Source organism: Streptomyces sp. NPDC001796 (genome assembly GCF_042892355.1).
Lineage (GTDB): Bacteria > Actinomycetota > Actinomycetes > Streptomycetales > Streptomycetaceae > Streptomyces.
The window spans coordinates 208066-225368 of record NZ_JBIAUC010000002.1; the positions used below are offsets into that span (position 1 = coordinate 208066).

At 72.4% G+C, this 17303-nt stretch carries 14 protein-coding genes; 2 read left to right on the top strand and 12 right to left on the bottom strand.

Translation table 11 applies throughout. The features are described from left to right. Positions 1-33 precede the first annotated feature (33 nt). From kynU to ACFYZE_RS04480, 10 genes are all read right to left on the bottom strand, one after another. The gene (gene kynU / locus ACFYZE_RS04435; RefSeq protein ID WP_388988406.1) at positions 34-1263 is read right to left on the bottom strand and encodes a kynureninase; all 1230 of its coding nucleotides are present in this window, start codon (positions 1261-1263) and stop codon (positions 34-36) included. Further along, the gene (locus tag ACFYZE_RS04440) at positions 1256-2113 is read right to left on the bottom strand and encodes a tryptophan 2,3-dioxygenase family protein (protein WP_388988409.1); all 858 of its coding nucleotides are present in this window, start codon (positions 2111-2113) and stop codon (positions 1256-1258) included. Before ACFYZE_RS04440 ends, kynU begins: the two co-directional genes overlap by 8 nt. Before the next feature lie 145 nt (positions 2114-2258). Beyond that, positions 2259-2672: a DUF3151 domain-containing protein gene (locus ACFYZE_RS04445; protein WP_388988412.1), complete on the bottom strand. Its 414-nt coding sequence runs from the start codon at positions 2670-2672 to the stop codon at positions 2259-2261. A gap of 55 nt (positions 2673-2727) precedes the next feature. Further along, on the bottom strand, positions 2728-4233 hold the full coding sequence (locus tag ACFYZE_RS04450; protein ID WP_388988415.1) for an MFS transporter: 1506 nt from the start codon (positions 4231-4233) through the stop codon (positions 2728-2730). 170 nt (positions 4234-4403) lie between these two features. Continuing rightward, positions 4404-5426 carry a class II fructose-bisphosphate aldolase gene (gene fbaA / locus ACFYZE_RS04455; protein ID WP_388988418.1) on the bottom strand — a complete coding sequence of 341 codons (1023 nt, stop codon included), beginning with the start codon at positions 5424-5426 and terminating at the stop codon, positions 4404-4406. A 140-nt stretch (positions 5427-5566) separates the two neighbouring features. After that, the gene (pyrE, locus tag ACFYZE_RS04460; protein ID WP_200422260.1) at positions 5567-6115 is read right to left on the bottom strand and encodes an orotate phosphoribosyltransferase; all 549 of its coding nucleotides are present in this window, start codon (positions 6113-6115) and stop codon (positions 5567-5569) included. Positions 6116-6149: 34 nt separating this feature from the next. Next, positions 6150-6938 carry an aldose 1-epimerase gene (locus ACFYZE_RS04465; protein ID WP_388988422.1) on the bottom strand — a complete coding sequence of 263 codons (789 nt, stop codon included), beginning with the start codon at positions 6936-6938 and terminating at the stop codon, positions 6150-6152. Between the two features lie 56 nt (positions 6939-6994). After that, complete coding sequence (locus ACFYZE_RS04470; RefSeq protein ID WP_388988425.1) at positions 6995-7843, bottom strand: SRPBCC family protein; 849 nt, start codon at positions 7841-7843, stop codon at positions 6995-6997. Positions 7844-7921: 78 nt separating this feature from the next. Then, positions 7922-9553 (bottom strand): polyamine aminopropyltransferase, encoded by a 1632-nt coding sequence (locus ACFYZE_RS04475; RefSeq protein WP_388988428.1) that lies wholly within the window; start codon positions 9551-9553, stop codon positions 7922-7924. A gap of 196 nt (positions 9554-9749) precedes the next feature. Further along, positions 9750-10307 (bottom strand): DUF2617 family protein, encoded by a 558-nt coding sequence (locus tag ACFYZE_RS04480; protein ID WP_388988431.1) that lies wholly within the window; start codon positions 10305-10307, stop codon positions 9750-9752. 987 nt (positions 10308-11294) lie between these two features. Here ACFYZE_RS04480 and ACFYZE_RS04485 point away from each other — a divergent pair. Next, positions 11295-12488 (top strand): pyridoxal phosphate-dependent aminotransferase, encoded by a 1194-nt coding sequence (locus ACFYZE_RS04485; protein ID WP_388988434.1) that lies wholly within the window; start codon positions 11295-11297, stop codon positions 12486-12488. 217 nt (positions 12489-12705) lie between these two features. Then, positions 12706-13908, top strand: a complete 1203-nt coding sequence (locus ACFYZE_RS04490; RefSeq protein ID WP_388988436.1) for a mannosyltransferase family protein — start codon at positions 12706-12708, stop codon at positions 13906-13908. Positions 13909-13933: 25 nt separating this feature from the next. On the opposite strand, the gene ACFYZE_RS04495 is transcribed toward ACFYZE_RS04490, so the two are convergent. Both ACFYZE_RS04495 and clpB read right to left on the bottom strand, forming a co-directional pair. Next, positions 13934-14458 carry a YbjN domain-containing protein gene (locus tag ACFYZE_RS04495; protein WP_103837862.1) on the bottom strand — a complete coding sequence of 175 codons (525 nt, stop codon included), beginning with the start codon at positions 14456-14458 and terminating at the stop codon, positions 13934-13936. A 148-nt stretch (positions 14459-14606) separates the two neighbouring features. Further along, positions 14607-17204: an ATP-dependent chaperone ClpB gene (gene clpB, locus ACFYZE_RS04500; RefSeq protein ID WP_388988439.1), complete on the bottom strand. Its 2598-nt coding sequence runs from the start codon at positions 17202-17204 to the stop codon at positions 14607-14609. Between the last annotated feature and the right edge of the window lie 99 nt (positions 17205-17303).

Genomic DNA, 17303 nt, shown 5'->3' on the forward strand with positions numbered 1-17303 from the left:
GGCGGGTCGCCCCGCCCCCCATGACACCCTGCGTCAGGCCACCACCTCCGCCAGCACCCGGGCCGCCCGCTCCACGTCCCTGAAACCCACGTACAGCGGGGTGAACCCGAACCGCAGCACGTCCGGCGGCCGGAAGTCACCGACCACCCCGGCGGCGATCAGCCGCTTCATCACGTCCCCCGCGTCCGCACATCGCAGCGAGATCTGGCTGCCCCGCTCCCCGTGCGCGGCGGGGGTCAGGGACTCGACCCTGCCCGGCGGGACGTAGGCCGTCACGCACTCGAGGAAGAAGTCCGTCAGGGCCAGCGACTTGGCGCGGACCGCGTCGATCGAGACGCCGTCCCACACCTCCAGCGCCGCCTCCAGGGCGAGCATCGACAGGATGTCCGGGGTGCCGACGCGACCGCGCACCGCGCCGGGGGCCGCTTCGTAGTCGCTCCGCATGCCGAAGGGTTCCGCGTGCGAGTTCCAGCCCGGCAGCGGTGAGTCGAAGCGGTCCTGCAACTCCCGCCGCACATACAGGTACGCCGGCGAGCCGGGGCCCCCGTTGAGGTACTTGTAGGTGCAGCCGACCGCCAGGTCGACCCCGTGTTCGTCCAGGCCCACGGGCAGCGCGCCCGCGCTGTGGCACAGGTCCCACACCGCCACCGCGCCCGCCGTGTGCACGGCGGCCGTCAGCGCGGGCAGGTCGTGCAGCCGGCCGGTGCGGTAGTCGACGTGGTTCAGCAGCACGGCCGCAGTACGGCCGGACAGCGCTCCGGGGACCTCCGCCGGGGCCACCGGGCGCAGCGTGCAGCCCGTCATCCGTGCCGCCGATCCGGCGATGTACCCGTCCGTCGGGAACGTCGTCGCGTCGACCACGATCTCGTCCCGGCCGGCATCCGTCTCCCGGGCCATCCGCACCGCCGCCACCAATGCCTTGAAGACGTTGACACTGGTCGAGTCGCCCACCACGATCTGCCCGGCCGCGGCCCCGACCAGCGGGGCGATCCGGTCGCCGATCCGCTCCGGCGCCGTCCACCAGCCGCTCTCGTCCCAGGACCGGATCCGCAGCGATCCCCACTGCCTGCGGACGACGTCCTCCATCCGGGCCGGTACGGCGGCGGGCAGCGCGCCCAGCGAGTTGCCGTCCAGATAGACGACCGGGACGTCGGCCGCATGATCGGACACGGTGTCGAGGACGAACTCCGAGCGCTTCGCTGCGAGTTCGTCGGCCGCGTCCAGCTTCTCCGCCCTGACGGCGAGTTCCGAAGGTTCAGACATGGGACCGCGCCGTCCACAGCTCGGGGAACACGTTCTTCTGGGCCCGCTTCTCCAGCCAGGCCACCCCGGCGGAGCCGCCCGTGCCCGGCTTGGCGCCCATCGCGCGCCGGGTGGCGAGGAGGTGGTCGTTGCGCCAGCGCCACACCAGTTCCGCGACATCGGTCAGCACCTCGCCCAGCCGGGCGAGTTCGTCGTCCGGGTGCCCCGAGTAGACGGCCGCCCAGACCGACTCGACCTCCTCCGACGGCTCGTAGCGCTGTGAGACGTCACGCCGCAGCACCGCGTCCGGGACGGCGTGCCCGCGCCGGGCGAGGAGCCGCAGCACCTCGTCGTACAGGCACGGCTCGTGCAGCGCCTTCTCCAGTTCGGCGTGGACGCGGGGCGCGCCGCGGTGCGGGACCAGCATGGACGCGGACTTGTCGCCGAGCAGGAACTCCATGCGGCGGTACATCGCCGACTGGAAGCCGGAGCCCTCGCCGAGGGCGGAGCGGTAGGAGTTGAACTGGGCGGGCGTCAGCTGCGCCAGGGGCCGCCAGGACGCGTTCAGGGCCTGGAGCTCCCGTACGGACCTCTTCAGCGCGTCGATCGCCACCGGTACCCGGTCCTCGCGCAGGGCGCGCGCCGCGGTCTCCCACTCGTGGACGATGACGGTGAACCACAGCTCCATCACCTGGGTCGTGACCAGGAAGACCATCTCTCCGGGGTCGTCGGAGAGGGTGTGCTGGAGGTGGGTGAGCACATCCGCCCGGACGTAGTCCTCGTACGGGGTCGTGCCCTGGAAGTCGAGATGCGGGGTCTCGGGCTCAGAAGCCTCGGGGGAGGGAGGAGTCTGGTGAGCCTGCTGGGACATCGCTGTCTCCTGTATGTGCTCCGGGTAGCGGTCCGCCCCTGCCGATGCCGGCACGGGGGCCCCGGTCCCCACAGGCATCCTGCGCAATGCCCCCGGGCACCGCAAGGCCCGCCTGGCCACAGGCAGGCCTTGCACGCCTGGTGCCCTAGCCCAGCGTCTGGGCCGCCGTCGGCGAGGAGTCCTTCAGGAACTGCGAGCAGCGCTCGTACTCCTCCTGCTCGCCGATGCCGTGCGCGGCGCGCGCGAGGGCGTGCAGGGCACGCAGGAACCCGCGATTGGGCTCGTGCTCCCAGGGGATGGGTCCATGTCCCTTCCAGCCGTTGCGGCGCAGGGCGTCCAGGCCGCGGTGGTAGCCCGTACGGGCGTACGCGTACGACTCGACGACCGCGCCCCGCTCGAACGCGTCGTCGGCGAGCTGCGCCCAGGCGAGCGAGGAGGCGGGGTACCGGGCGGCGACCTCGGAGGGCGCCGTGCCGCTCGCGAGGAGCTCGCGCGGCTCCGGGTCGTCGGGGAGGTGCGTCGGGGGCGGGCCCCCGAGAAGGTTCTCGTGAAGGGTCATGGGATCAGTGTGCGCCATGGACCGTGCCCGCAGATCGCGCGCCCTCGGTACCTGCTCAGGAGGCCGGACCGGCCCCGGAACCCGCCGCACCGCGCGGCGGCTCGAGCGGTGGGGCGGTCACGGAGCAGTGCACACGGCACTCGGGGTGGCGGCACTCCGGGGCCGGGCGGCGTACGGTCGCGAAGGCGAGCGCCGCGCCCGCCACCAGGACGCCCGCGCACAGCGGCATCGCCCGGCGGAAGGCGGCCTCGAACGCGTCCGGCACGCGGTACGCCTCCGGGCCCATCCCGGTGAGCAGCGGCAGCGCGGCCACGGCGATCAGACCGGCGGCGCGGGCCGCCGCGTTGTTGATGCCGCTGGCCAGGCCGGCCCGGGCGGTGTCCACCGAGGCGAGCACGGTGGCGGTCAGCGGGGCGACCAGGGTGACCATGCCCGCGCCCATGACCAGCACGGCGGGCAGGACGTCGGCGGCGTACGCGGCGCCCTTGCCGACGCGCAGCATCAGCAGCATGCCGGCCGCGCAGAGCAGGGGGCCGACGGTGAGCGGAATGCGGGGACCGATGCGTTCGGCGAGGGCGCCGGAGCGGGACGAGAACAGGAGCATCAGGACGGTGGTGGGCAGCAGGGCGACCCCGGCCCGCAGGGGCGAGTAGCCGGAGACGACCTGGAGCTGGAGCGCGGTGAGGAAGAAGAAGCCGCCGAAGGCCGCGTAGACGCAGAGCGTCACCAGGTTGACCGCCGTGAACTGGCGGGAGGCGAAGATGTCGAGCGGCATCATCGGGTCGGGGCGGTGGCGTTCGACGTGGATGAAGGCGACCCCGGCGGCGAGGCCCGCGACCGCGGTGAGGGCCACCGGGAGCGAGCTGCCGTGGGCCTCGATGAGGGCGTACGTCACCAGGGCGAGGGAGAGGGCACCGAGGATCGCGCCGAGGGCGTCGAAGCGGCGGCTGTGGGTGCCGCCGGCGGAGGACTCGGGGACGTGGCGTACGGCGATGGGGGCACAGAGGAGGGCCAGAGGGACGTTCAGGAGGAAGACCCAGCGCCAGCCCGGGCCGGCCACCAGCCAGCCGCCGAGGAACGGGCCGACGGCGGCGCCGATGCCGCCGAAGCCGGACCACAGGCCGACCGCCCTGCCGCGGTCGTCGGGGTGGAAGGTGGCCTGGATGAGGGCGAGCGACCCGGGGGTGAGGAGGGCGCCGCCGACACCCTGGAGGGCGCGGGCGACGATGAGGATCTCGGGGGTGGGGGCGATGCCGCAGAGGAGGGAGGCGGCGGCGAACCACAGGACGCCGAGGACGAAGATTTTGCGGCGGCCGTAGCGGTCGCCGAGAGCGCCCCCGAGGAGGATGAGACCGGCGAGCGTGAGCAGGTAGGCGTTGACGGTCCACTGGAGCGCGGCGAGGCTCGCGTCGAGTGCGTGACCGATCCTGGGGAGGGCGACGTTGACGACGGTGGAATCCAGCAGGGCCATGCTGGAGCCGAGCACCGTGGTCAGGAGGATCCACTTCCCCTGCGGGGAGGCGAGCCTCACGGCGGGGGGCTGCTGCGCGGTAACCGCCATGCTGGGATCATCCCGCGTCGGGGGCCCTCGAGCCAGGGCTCCGGGGCCCGGGAGTGGGCTGGGCAGTACCCGGTGTGGCGGTCGCCCGGGGGTACGTCAGCGCAACCCGGCGCCGGCGGGGCGCCTCCCCCGAGCTCTTCGCGCAGGGGAGGCGCCCCGCCGACCGGCTGTTACTTGATCTTCGTGCCCGTCGAGCGGAGGTTCTGGCAGGCCTCCAGCACTCGCTTCGACATCGACGCCTCCGCCAGCTTGCCCCAGGTGCGCGGGTCGTAGGTCTTCTTGGAGCCGACCTCGCCGTCGACCTTCAGGACGCCGTCGTAGTTCTTGAACATGTGGTCGGCGACCGGGCGCGTGAAGGCGTACTGCGTGTCCGTGTCGATGTTCATCTTGACCACGCCGTTCTCCAGCGCGGTCAGGATCTCCTGCTCCGTGGAGCCGGAACCGCCGTGGAAGACGAAGTCGAACGGCGACTCCTTGCCGAACCGCTCGGCCACGCCCTCGTTCAGCTCCTTCAGCAGCTCGGGGCGCAGCACGACGTTGCCCGGCTTGTACACGCCGTGCACGTTGCCGAACGAGGCGGCCAGCAGGTAGCGGCCCTTCTCGCCGAGGCCCAGCGCCTCCGCCGTGCGGAGCGCGTCGTCGACCGTCGTGTACAGGCTGTCGTTGATCTCGTGGGAGACGCCGTCCTCCTCGCCGCCCGTCGGGGTGATCTCCACCTCGAGGATGATCTTCGCGGCGGCGGTGCGGGCGAGCAGCTCCTGGGCGATCGCCAGGTTGTCGGCCAGGGTCTCGGCGGAGCCGTCCCACATGTGCGACTGGAACAGCGGGTTCTGGCCGGCCTTCACGCGCTCCTCGGAGATCGCGAGCAGCGGACGTACGTACCCGTCGAGCTTGTCCTTCGGGCAGTGGTCCGTGTGCAGCGCGATGTTGACCGGGTACTTCTCGGCGACGATGTGGGCGAACTCGGCCAGGGCCACCGCACCGGTGACCATGTCCTTGCTGTACTGGCCGCCCAGGAACTCGGCGCCACCCGTCGAGATCTGGACGATGCCGTCGCTCTCCGCCTCCGCGAAGCCGCGCAGGGCCGCGTGCAGGGTCTGGGAGGAGGTCACATTGATGGCCGGGTAGGCGAACTTGCCTGCCTTCGCCCGGTCGAGCATCTCGTTGTAGACCTCGGGGGTTGCGATGGGCATCTGTCCGCTCCTTGTTGTGCGGGTTGCGTTCTGCGTGCTTACGGCCCTGACCTAGGGAGTGACGTCATCGTCGGCCCCATCTTTCCAGACGGGACCGGATGCTTCGGACACCCCGTCCAGCCTGTGGATGACCCCGTGTCCTAGTCCAGACCCAGGTCGTCCTTCGAGTAGGCGAACAGGTAGGGCACTCCGGCCTTCTCAGCGATCGCCTCGGCCGCGCCCGTCGCCCGGTCCACGATCGTCGCGACCGCGACGACCTCGGCACCGGCCTCCCGCAGCGCCTCCACGGCGGTCAGCACCGAGCCGCCGGTGGTGGAGGTGTCCTCGACGGCCAGCACACGACGGCCCGCCACCTCCGCCCCCTCGATACGGCGCTGCAGGCCGTGCGCCTTGCCCGCCTTGCGGACGACGAAGGCGTCGAGCGTCTTCCCCCGGGCGGCGGAGGCGTGCAGCATCGCGGTCGCCACCGGGTCGGCGCCCAGGGTCAGGCCGCCGACCGCCTCGTAGTCCAGGTCGGCGGTCAGATCGAGCATGACCTGACCCACCAGCGGGGCGGCCACGCCGTCGAGGGTGATGCGGCGGAGGTCGATGTAGTAGTCGGCTTCCTTGCCCGACGACAGGGTCACCTTGCCGTGCACCACGGCCTTGTCCTTGATCTGCTGCAGCAGCTCGCCGCGAACGTCACTCATGGCAGCCAGCTTAGAGCCCCGCTGTTCAGGGCCCTCAGAGCCGTCGCCAGGTCCACGTGGTGGTGGCCTCGAGCGGCTCGATGGGGGTGACCAGGCGCGGAAGGGTGTTGAGGCCGTCCGGGGGGCCGGTCTGCGGTTCCACGCACACCGCCTCGCTCTGCTCGTCGTACACCACGACCCACTCCTCGCGGCTGGTGACCTTCAGCTGAAGCTGCCCGGGCCAGGTGAGGGTGACGTCGACGCCGTCGGGCATGCCGAAGCAGTCGTCCCAGGGGCCGGGCTTGGGGTCGACGCGGTTGCCGGTGGGCAGGTGGTCGTCGCCGCGCTCCTCCTGCCAGGCGGGGTCGAAGTCGATGCGGACGTCCTCGCCGCCCAGGCTGCGGTGGAACCAGGGGTGCCAGCCGATCTGGGCCGGGAAGGAGTCGTCGTACGTCTCCACGGACATGGTCAGCGTGAGGGCGTCCTCGGTGAGCGCGGCCAGCTGGGTGACGCGGCCCGCGTACGGCCAGGGGGCGACCAGGTCGTAGGTGAGGACGGCCTCGGTGGGCTCGGCGCGGGCGACGCGCCACACGCCGTCGCGGACCGTGCCGTGGATGGCGTGCGGAGGGGCGTTGAGAGGCATCTGCTGGACGGTGCCGCCGTTGCGGAACCTGCCGTCCCGGATACGGCCGCACCAGGGGGCCATGGGGAAGCAGCCGAACCGTTCCCCCTGCCGCAGCAGTTCGGTCCCGCCGATACGCAGACTCCTCACGCGCCCGCCGTTCCCCGGCGCCAGCACGACTTCCGCGTCTCCCGCGGCCAACGTGATCTCGTCGTTGCTCACGGGCCCGACCCTACTGGGCGGATCAACAGGGCGGGTGGGACGCCGCTGCGCGTACGTCAGCGCCGCCGCCGCAGCAGCCTGCCCGCCACGATCGCCGATGCCACGAGCAGGGCCGCCGCCGGGGCCGCCCAGCGGAGGGTGGCGGTGGCCGCCGCGGCTTCCGGGGGCGGGACGGGGGCGTAGCGGCCGCGCGGGGGCGCGTGGTCGACCTCCTCGGCGCTGCGCCCGATCATCGTGCGGCGGGCGTGCGCCGCCTCGGCGGGCGGTTCCGCGTCGAAGGTGTCGGCCGCGAGGCCGGATTCGTCCTCCTCGTCGAAGCTGTCGGGCGCGAGGCCGGATTCGTCCTCCTCGACAAGGGGCTCGAGGGACGACGCGGGGACCTCGGTGTCGCCGGCCGACGCGGGTTCCTCCTCGGGACCCGGCTCCTGTGGCGGCGGTTCGGTCACCGGTTCGGTCACCTCCCGAGGCCCTTCCTCTGCCACCTCTGCCACCTCCCCCAGCTTCTCCGCGAACCGTCCGAGCAGCCGCGTCGCCGCCGACGCCACCGTCTCCGCCGGCAGGTCCGCGATCCGGCCGTCGGCCGTGGCCGTTCCCTTGAACGTGACCGTGGTCCCGTCCTCGGCCGGGGTCAGACGCAGGGACAGGGACAGTTTCGCCGTACCCGTGCCGCGGGCCTCGGTGGCCTCGCCCTCCACCGTGAACGAGCCGTCGTCCCGCCCCTCGATCCGCAGGGTTCCGCGGTAGGTGATCGTGTGGCCGCCGGCGCGCACCCTCAGGCGGCCGGCGACGGGCTCCGTGCCCGCGTCCTGCTGGAGCCCGGGGATCGCGCGGGCCACCCGGGCGGGGACGGCCAGCGCCTGGCTCAACCGCTCGGCGGGAACCGGAACGAACACCTCATGCTCCATGTCTGACGAGCCTACCCAGCAGCGGCCGAACCTCACCCGTGCGAGACGGGATTCGCACGTCCGTGGGGGCCGGGAGGCTCATTCCTGGTATCTCGGGTGCACCAGCGTCGACGGGAGCAGCCCCGGCACCCGGGTGCGCGCCGCCGCCCGCGCGTCCGCCCGCAGGGCCGCCCGGGTCAGCGTGCGCAGACACGGGGTGCGCGGGTCCAGGGTCAGCGTGGGCGGGGTGCGGGCGGCGAGCACGAACCCCCAGTCGCGCGGCGCCCCGGCCGCCCCGGATGTACGGCCCGGGGCGCGGCCGTCGACGCGGTACGGGGTGGTCCCGAGCCCCGCCGCCCGTACCGTCGCCTCCACCGTCCAGAAGGCACGCGGGCGGGCGGTCACCGGCCCCGCGTGCGCCACCAGCCGCCCGCCCGGCGCGAGCACGCGCCCGGCCAGGCCGTAGAACTCCTGCGAGTACAGCTTCGTGCTCGCCGTGCCGCAGGGGCCGGGCAGGTCGGCGATCACCACGTCGTACGCCCCCCGGGTCCGCCTCAGCCAGCGGAACGTGTCCTCCGCATGGAGGTGGACGCGCGGGTCCGCGAAGGCGTGGCCGTTCAGCGCGGACAGGGCCGCGTCCTGGCGGGCGAGCCGGAACAGCGCCGGGTCCGGGTCGATCACGTCGACCCGCCGCACCCCCGGGTGCCGCAGCACCTCGCGCGCCGCGAGTCCGTCGCCGCCGCCGAGGACGAGCACGCGCGCGTGCGGGCCGCCGCTCATCGCGGGGTGCACCAGCGCCTGGTGGTAGAGGAGTTCGTCGCGGCCGTCGACACGGAGCCGGCCGTCGAGGAACAGGTCCAGGGGACGGCCGGGGGTGCCGCCGGTCAGCACCACCTCCTGGCCGCCGGTGTGCAGCGCGACCCGTACGTGGCCGCCGTACACCGCCTGGCGCGCGGCCCGTTCGAAGTCGTCCACGAGCACGGCCGCCGCGGCGAGCACACCGAGGACGAGCAGGTTGGCGACCAGCAGCAGCCGGCGCCCGCGCCGGGACAGGTCGCGCCGGAACAGCCCGAGCACCAGGGCGCCGCCCGCGGCCGCGTTGACCGCGCCGGTGACCAGGGCGCCCGTCAGCTGGCCGAGCTGCGGCAGCAGCAGGAAGGGAAAGGCGAGGCCGCCGACGAGCGCGCCGACGTAGTCGGCCGCGAACAGGTCCGCGACCGCGCCGCCCGCGTCCTGGCGGCGGATGCGCTGGATCAGCTCCATCAGCAGCGGCACCTCTGCGCCGGTGAGCAGCCCGATCGCCAGGGAGAACGCGACCAGCAGGCAGCGCGGTCCGCCGGACCAGACGCCGTCCCGGGCGCCGGTCCAGGCGAAGGCCGCGTACAGGGCCATCGCGCTCAGGCCGCCGACGAGTGCGAGCGCCGCCTCCACCGCGCCGAACCCGGCCGCGGCGCGGCAACGGAGCCGCTTGGCGGCGAGCGAGCCGACACCCATCGCGAACACCATCACGGACAGCACGACCGAGGCCTGTGTGACCGAATCGCCGATCAAGTACGACGCGAGCGCGACGAGTTCGAGTTCGTACACCAGTCCACAGGCCGCGCAGACGAACACACCGGCGAGGACCAGGAACCGCCCGGCGCCCGGGCCCACGGGCAGCCGCGTCTGGCTCCGACCGCCGCCCCAGGAGGCGGCAGCGCCGGGTGGTGCGGGCGCGTGCGGTTCGATCACGTCCGGAACGCTACGTCACGCTTGCGCTCAGCCCTGTCACCCACACGTGTGGCGCCGGGTCGTTCGGCACCGGGGGGTGGTGTGGCCGGGTGGGGGCTGCCGCCCCCAGAGCGTCGCTTCGGCCCGACCGGGCTCGTCCGCACACGCCGGCCGGGATGACGGTGCACAGCCATGGCTGAACGGGCGTCGATCGTCCTCACCTGCCCGACAGGACCGACTTCTCCCTGGCATCGTCCCGTCGTTTCGTCCGCTGCCTCACCCCGACCCGGGTCCGGGTCGCCACCAGCTGGCCGTCCTGCGGGTAGGCGTGCCAGGTGCGCCAGTGGACCTGGCCCTCGTGGCGCTGGGCCAGCATCGCGGTGAAGGCGTGCGGGCTGCCGGGGAAGACGCCGGCCAGACCGTTGGGGTGGTCGGAGACCAGGGCCAGCAGTTCCTGGGCGCGGCCGGCGAAGGAGCCTGGCGAGAGCACCTCGACGCGGGCCGCGAACTCGTACTCCCAGTCGCCGACCCGCTTGGCGACACCCAGTGGCAGCGGGGTGCTGGAGCCCGCGATGCACGCCACCGTCTCCGAGCAGATGCCCCGCTCCTCCTCCAGGAGCACCTGGTGGGACGCGCCGAGGAGGCGCAACTGCAGTCGGGCCCCGGCGAGTTCGAGGTCGAGGGTGGCGAGCGCGGGCAGCGGCTCGCGGCCCAGGGTCCAGGCCAGATCGGCCGCGCGCGTGTCGGTGTAGGAGGTGTTCAGGGTCGTGAGCATGGATCGGCTCCGCTAGCACGCAAAGTGAGAAGTGGGGATCCGGAGCATCCCGGTCGTGGCGCCGGGGACAAGGCCGGCTCAGCCAGTCGGGTAATGCTTCCGGTCGGCCCGGTGGGGAGGGACTCCTGCCGGACAGGTGTCCGAAGGGCGTCCGCGGGCTGCGTTGGTGTGTTGAGAGGGAATCATGAACTGTGGTTCCGGCAAAGCGTTTTTACCCAAGTTCGTAGGGTTTCCATCCCACGGGGGCTCCCCAGCTCAACTGTTCAACTACCGCGTGCGCCTGGGGTGTTGTTCTGCGAGTCGTGCGTCCCTTCACGACGCGGCAATGAGCGCACGTCCCACGCATCGCGCCGTCAGCATGCGCCATCGCGCTCCCCCGGGAGAGGGAGTCGCCGGCCTGGTGCTGACGGGTCGGCGCACGGACCGGGTGGCCGCCGGGACGGATCCCGGCGGTCACCCGGTGCGCGCGGCCCGGATGCGTCCGGAGCCCGACTGCCCCGTGTCAGCTGCCTCCGCCGCATCCGCCCCCGCCGCACGACGACCCGCACGACGAGTGGCCCCCGCAGGAGTGGCCCCCGCTGGAGTGGCCCCCGCCGCACGAGTGGTGCCCGCCCGAGTGGTGCCCGCCGGAGTGGTGGCCGCTCGACGAACCACCGTCGGTCCCGGCAACCCACCAGCTGCCGGCCCCGGTGTCCCCGCTGCCCCCGTAGCTCCCGTCGCGCCCCCGGCCCGTCCGCGTCCGCGCCCCGGAGCGGCCCCCCGACCGCACCGCCCCCTTCTTCGAACCACGCCGTGCCGACACGAGCAGCGCCAGCACAACGACGCAGACGATCGCCAGAAAGATGCCGGTGACCATGGCGCCGTCCCCCTTTCGAATCCCCCGGAGCGACCCCCCGTGGGCGCCTCCGTCTTCCTGAGTGGTCGGGGGATGCCCGCGGCGGTGACAGGCCAAAGCAGAGTTGAGGAAGTCCAGAGCTTGGGCGCAGGATGGCGGCCATGACCTCCAGCGCGCGCCCCTTCCTCAACCGCCGCCTCACCGAGTTCGGGACGACGATCTTCGCCGAGATGTCGGCTCTCGCCGTGAGCACCGGGTCCATCAACCTCGGCCAGGGCTTCCCCGACACCGACGGCCCCGAGGAGGTGCGGGAGGCCGCCGTACGGGCGCTGCGCGACGGGCACGGCAACCAGTACCCGCCGGGGCCCGGCGTCCCCGAGCTGCGTGCCGCGATCGCCGCCCACCAGGAGCGGCGCTACGGGCTCCGGTACGACCCCGACACGGAGGTCCTGGTCACCGCCGGCGCGACCGAGGCGATCGCCGCGGCGCTGCTGGCGCTGCTGGAGCCGGGTGACGAGGTGGTCGCCCTGGAGCCGTACTACGACTCGTACGCCGCCTGCATCGCGATGGCGGGCGGCCGGCGCGTACCGGTCACGCTGCGCCCCTCGGAGGGCGGCTTCCGGCTGGACCTGGACGAGCTGCGCGACGCCGTCACCGACCGGACCCGGCTGCTGCTGATCAACACCCCGCACAACCCGACCGGGACCGTACTCACCCACGAGGAGCTGCGGTCGATCGCGGAGCTGGCCGTCGAGCGCGATCTGCTGGTGGTCACCGACGAGGTGTACGAGCACCTGGTGTTCGACGAGGCGGAGCACGTACCGCTGGCCACCTTCCCCGGGATGCGCGAGCGGACGGTGGCCATCGGGTCGGCCGGGAAGACGTTCTCGTTCACGGGGTGGAAGGTCGGCTGGGTGACGGCGGCGCCGGGTCTGGTGGCGGCGGTGCGGTCGGCCAAGCAGTTCCTGACGTACGTGGCGTCCGGGCCGTTCCAGTACGCCGTCGCCGAGGCCCTGCGCCTGCCGGACGCCTACTTCACGGCCTTCCGCGACGATCTGCAGGCCAAGCGGGACCTGCTCGGCGCCGGTCTCGCCGACGCCGGCTTCACGGTCTTCCGGCCGGCAGGAACATACTTCGTCACCACCGACATCCGTCCTCTCGGCGAGAAGGACGGCTTCGCCTTCTGCCGCGCCCTCCCCGAGCGGGCGGGTGTCGTCGCCATCCCGAACGCGGTCTTCTACGACCACAAAGAGGCGGGGGCACCCTATGTCCGGTTCGCGTTCTGCAAACGCGTCGAGGTGCTGGCGGACGCGACGGAGCGCCTCCGCAAGGCATTCGCGCGCTGACCACCGCCGGGACCGGCCCCTCCCCTCATCCGCTCCGGCTCTCCCACCGGCCCCGCACGTCCACCCCGGGCTTCGCGAACCAGGTGCTCGTGGAGTCGCGCGATCCGGGGTTCGCAGAGGGCGCCGGAGCGCGTGGCCGGCGTGTCAGGCGTGGGAATTCGTCGGCGCGCGGACGCGCAAGGTCGCAATTCGGACATGATCGACGCATGGTTCCGGTGTGATCCACGCCAGCACCATCACGGCCCCGGCCGCCGAGCGCCCGGGCCACCGCGACGCCGTCCGTCGGGCCGGTGGCGGGCGGCGGCCGGCCGCCACGGCCCTCACCGCCCTCGGGCTGTTCCTCGCCGTCCGGCTGTCCGGCGTGCTCGTCCTCGCCGTCGCCGCCCGGGCGGCGGGCAAGAACCCACTGCTTCTGCTCGGGCGCTCCTGGGACTCCGTCTGGTACCTGCGGATCGCCGCCCACGGCTACGGGTTCACCCAGCACACCCGCACCGGCGTCCACAGTGACCTGGCGTTCTTCCCGCTGTACCCGGGCATGGTCCACGCCGTCACCACCATCGCCCCGCTCGGCGGCGGTGCGGCGGGGCTGCTGGTGTCGTGGACGGCGGCCGCGGTCGCCGCATGCGGCATCCACCGGATCGGCCTGCGGCTGTACGGCCCCGCGGTGGCCGTCGTCCTGGTCCTGCTGTGGGGTCTGCTGCCGCACTCCGTCGTGCTGTCGATGGCCTACACGGAACCCGTCATGACCGCGTTCGCAGCCTGGTCCCTGTACGCGGTCCTGACCCGCCGCTGGGTGTGGGCGGGCGCGCTGGCGGCGCTGGCGGGGCTCGCCCGGCCCAACGGCGTCGCGGTGGCCGCGGCGGTCCTCGCGGCCGCCGGCCTGGAGGTGTGGCGGCAGCGGGGACGCGGAGTTTCCCACAGGCTGTGGACGGGCGCGGCGCTCGCACCGCTGGGCTGGGGCGGCTACGTCGTGTGGGTGGGCCGCCGCCGGGGCGACCCGCTCGGTGGCTACTTCACCGTGCAACGGCTGTGGGGCTCGCGCTTCGACTTCGGGCGGGGCGCCCTTGGCTTCACTCAGCACATGCTGCTGCACGGCACCCGGCTGCTGTTCCCGATGGCGCTCGTGATCGTCGGCGTGAGCACCGTGCTGTTCGCCCTGCTGGTCGTGGACCGGGCGCCGCTGCCGCTCGTCATCCACAGCGGCGTGCTGCTGCTGGTCGCGCTCGGCGGCTCCGGGTTCTTCGAGTCCAAGCCGCGCTTTCTGCTGCCGGCGTTCCCGCTGCTGATCGTGGTGGCGCGGGCGCTGGTGCGAACAGCGCGAGCCCGGCCGTGGCACGCCGCCGTGGTGACGGGCGCACTGGCCGGGCTCTCGTTCGTCTATGGGGCCTATCTGGTGGTGCTGGCCCGATCTCCCCTCTAGTGCCCCCACAGGGCACTCGCCGGGGTTACTCCCCGTCGTCCTCGGGCTTCTCCGCGTCGTCGACCTCTTCGGCGAGGCCGAGCTGCTCCACGAGCCACCGGTCGAACTCGATGGCGGCCCGCACCCAGCTCACGGTCGAGGAGACGAAGTGCTCCAGGCTCACGCCCGTGCCGATCAGCATCTGCGCCTCGCCGATGAGGCGGACGGTGCCGTCGTCGTGGGTGTGGCTGTAGACCTTGGGCCACAGCGTGCGCCGGTTCCAGTCGTCGATGGACTCCAGCAGCTGGGGCTTCTCGTCGATCTTGTGGGGCCGGTCGTAGAACGTCCGCACCGAGAAGACCTGCTGATCGCCCTCGCCGCGGAACATGAAGTACGTACGGAACTGCTCCCACGGCGCGACGAGGTCACCCTCTTCGTCGACGAGGTGCTTGAGCTCCATCTGGTCCAGGAGCTGCTTCACGAGGTCCTGATCCGGAACCACGGGGCCCGCCGGCGGCTGCGGCTCGGGCTGGCCCCCGAAATTCGGAATCGAGGACGGGTCGATGCTCACCGTGTTCTTCCCTTCGTACGGATTCCGCCATCCTCCCTCATGCGGGGAGGGGGGTGGCAACCCCCGACGGTTCGTGTCAGCCGATGGCTGACACGAACCGGTCACGTGGGCGGGCGTACTTTCGAGTACCCGGGAGCCGTGCGATCCCCTACAGCGTCTTGCCCGTCGCCGGCCCCACCAGCAGGCCTTCGCCGAACCGGTCCACCCGGACCGTGTCGCCGTCCTTGACCTCGCCCGCCAGGATCTCCTTGGCGAGGCGGTCACCGATGGCGCTCTGGACCAGGCGGCGCAGCGGGCGGGCGCCGTAGGCCGGGTCCAGGCCCTCCTCGGCGAGCCAGGCCAGGGCCTCGGGGGTGACCTCCAGGTTCAGGCGCCGCTCGTGCAGCCGCTTGGCCAGGCGGTCGATCTGGAGCTGCGCGATCCGCTCCAGCTCGGGCTTGGTCAGCGCCGAGAAGACCACCAGGTCGTCGAGCCGGTTGAGGAACTCCGGCTTGAAGGAGGACCGGACCACCTCGAGGACCTGCTCCTTCTTCTCCACCTCACTGGTGAGCGGGTCGATCAGGAACTGGCTGCCCAGGTTGGAGGTCAGCACCAGGATGGTGTTGCGGAAGTCGACCGTACGGCCCTGACCGTCGGTCAGGCGGCCGTCGTCCAGCACCTGGAGCAGGATGTCGAAGACCTCGGGGTGCGCCTTCTCCACCTCGTCGAGCAGGATGACGCTGTACGGGCGGCGGCGCACCGCCTCCGTCAGCTGACCGCCCTCCTCGTAGCCCACGTAGCCGGGCGGGGCGCCGACCAGCCGGGCGACGCTGTGCTTCTCGCTGTACTCGGACATGTCGATGCGGACCATGGCCCGCTCGTCGTCGAAGAGGAAGTCCGCGAGCGCCTTGGCCAGTTCCGTCTTGCCGACGCCCGTCGGACCCAGGAAGAGGAACGAGCCCGTCGGACGGTCGGGGTCCGCGATGCCCGCGCGGCTGCGGCGTACGGCGTCGGAGACGGCCCGCACGGCCTCGCTCTGGCCGATGAGCCGCTTGCCGATCTCCTCCTCCATGCGCAGCAGCTTCTGCGTCTCGCCCTCCAGGAGGCGCCCGGCGGGGATGCCGGTCCAGGAGGCGACGACGTCCGCGATGTCGTCGGAGCCGACCTCGTCCTTCACCATCGTGCCCTTGGACGCCTCCTCCTCGGCCTCGGAGGCGGCCTCCAGCTCCTTCTCCACGGCCGGGATCTCGCCGTACAGCAGCTTGGACGCGGTGTCGAAGTCGCCGTCGCGCTGGGCGCGCTCGGCCTGGCCGCGCAGGTCGTCGAGCCTCTCCTTCAGCTCACCCACGCGGTTGAGGGACTGCTTCTCCTTCTCCCAGCGGGCGGTCAGGCCCCGCAGCTCCTCCTCCCTGTCGGCGAGGTCGCGACGCAGCTTCTCCAGGCGCTCACGGGAGGCCGCGTCGGTCTCCTTGTCGAGGGCCAGCTCCTCCATCCGCAGCCGGTCCACGGCACGCTGCAGCTCGTCGATCTCGACCGGGGACGAGTCGATCTCCATGCGCAGCCGGGAGGCCGCCTCGTCGACCAGGTCGATGGCCTTGTCGGGCAGGAAGCGGGAGGTGATGTAGCGGTCGGACAGGGATGCGGCGGCCACCAGGGCGCTGTCCGCGATCTGCACCTTGTGGTGGGCCTCGTAGCGGCCCTTGAGGCCGCGCAGGATGGCGATGGTGTCCTCGACGGTCGGCTCGCCCACGAACACCTGCTGGAAGCGGCGCTCCAGCGCGGCGTCCTTCTCGATGCGCTCACGGTACTCGTCGAGCGTGGTCGCGCCGATCATGCGCAGCTCACCACGGGCGAGCATCGGCTTCAGCATGTTGCCGGCGTCCATCGAGGAGTCGCCGCCGGCGCCCGCGCCCACGACGGTGTGCAGCTCGTCGATGAAGGTGATGATCTGCCCGTCGCTCTCCTTGATCTCGGAGAGCACGGCCTTCAGCCGTTCCTCGAACTCACCGCGGTACTTCGCGCCCGCGACCATGGCGCCCAGGTCGAGCGCGACGAGGCGCTTGTTCCTGAGCGACTCGGGCACGTCGCCCTTCACGATCCGCTGGGCGAGCCCCTCGACGACGGCGGTCTTGCCGACGCCGGGCTCACCGATGAGGACGGGGTTGTTCTTGGTACGGCGGGACAGCACCTGCACGACGCGGCGGATCTCCTGGTCCCGGCCGATGACCGGGTCCAGCTTGCCGTCGCGCGCGGCGGCGGTGAAGTCGGTGCCGAACTTCTCGAGGGCCTTGTACTGGCCCTCCGGGTCCGGGGTCGTCACCCGGCGTCCTCCCCTGGTCTTCTGGAACGCGTCCAGCAGCTTCTTGGCGTCCGCTCCCTGCCGGGAGAGGACGTCCCCGGCGGCGCCGCCCTTCGCGGCGATGCCGATGAGCAGGTGCTCGGTGGACAGGTACTCGTCGCCGAGGTCCTTGGCGCGCTTGTCCGCGTCCGCGACCACGGCGAGCATGTCGCGGTTGGGCTGGGGCGGCGCGACGGTCGACCCGGTCACGCGGGGCAGCCCCGCGAGCAGGCGCTCCGCGCCGGAACGCACCGAGGCCTGGTCGGCGTCCACTGCGACGAGCAGGTCGATGATGTTCTCGTTGTCCTGCCCCTCGAGCAGCGCGAGGAGCAGGTGGGCGGGGGTGAGGTCCGGGTGGCCCTCCGACACGGCCCGTTGGGTGGCCGCGTTGATCGCGTCCCGGCTCCTGTTGGTCAGCTCGGCGTCCACGTTCGCGTTCTCCTCCTGCGGGTCAGCCGCGCTCAGCTGTTGCCTTCCACTGTGACTACATCAACGTACACAAAGTTGAGTCTATTCCACTCAAGGCGC

Excerpts from the sequence above, each read along its gene's own strand:
- fbaA (WP_388988418.1), bottom strand. The coding sequence starts at position 5,426 with ATGCCCATCGCAACCCCCGAGGTCTACAACGAGATGCTCGACCGGGCG.
- kynU (WP_388988406.1), bottom strand. The coding sequence starts at position 1,263 with ATGTCTGAACCTTCGGAACTCGCCGTCAGGGCGGAGAAGCTGGACGCG.
- ACFYZE_RS04485 (WP_388988434.1), top strand. The coding sequence starts at position 11,295 with ATGGCGGCCATGACCTCCAGCGCGCGCCCCTTCCTCAACCGCCGCCTC.
- ACFYZE_RS04480 (WP_388988431.1), bottom strand. The coding sequence starts at position 10,307 with ATGCTCACGACCCTGAACACCTCCTACACCGACACGCGCGCGGCCGAT.
- ACFYZE_RS04440 (WP_388988409.1), bottom strand. The coding sequence starts at position 2,113 with ATGTCCCAGCAGGCTCACCAGACTCCTCCCTCCCCCGAGGCTTCTGAG.
- ACFYZE_RS04470 (WP_388988425.1), bottom strand. The coding sequence starts at position 7,843 with ATGGAGCATGAGGTGTTCGTTCCGGTTCCCGCCGAGCGGTTGAGCCAG.
- ACFYZE_RS04445 (WP_388988412.1), bottom strand. The coding sequence starts at position 2,672 with ATGACCCTTCACGAGAACCTTCTCGGGGGCCCGCCCCCGACGCACCTC.
- ACFYZE_RS04450 (WP_388988415.1), bottom strand. The coding sequence starts at position 4,233 with ATGGCGGTTACCGCGCAGCAGCCCCCCGCCGTGAGGCTCGCCTCCCCG.
- pyrE (WP_200422260.1), bottom strand. The coding sequence starts at position 6,115 with ATGAGTGACGTTCGCGGCGAGCTGCTGCAGCAGATCAAGGACAAGGCC.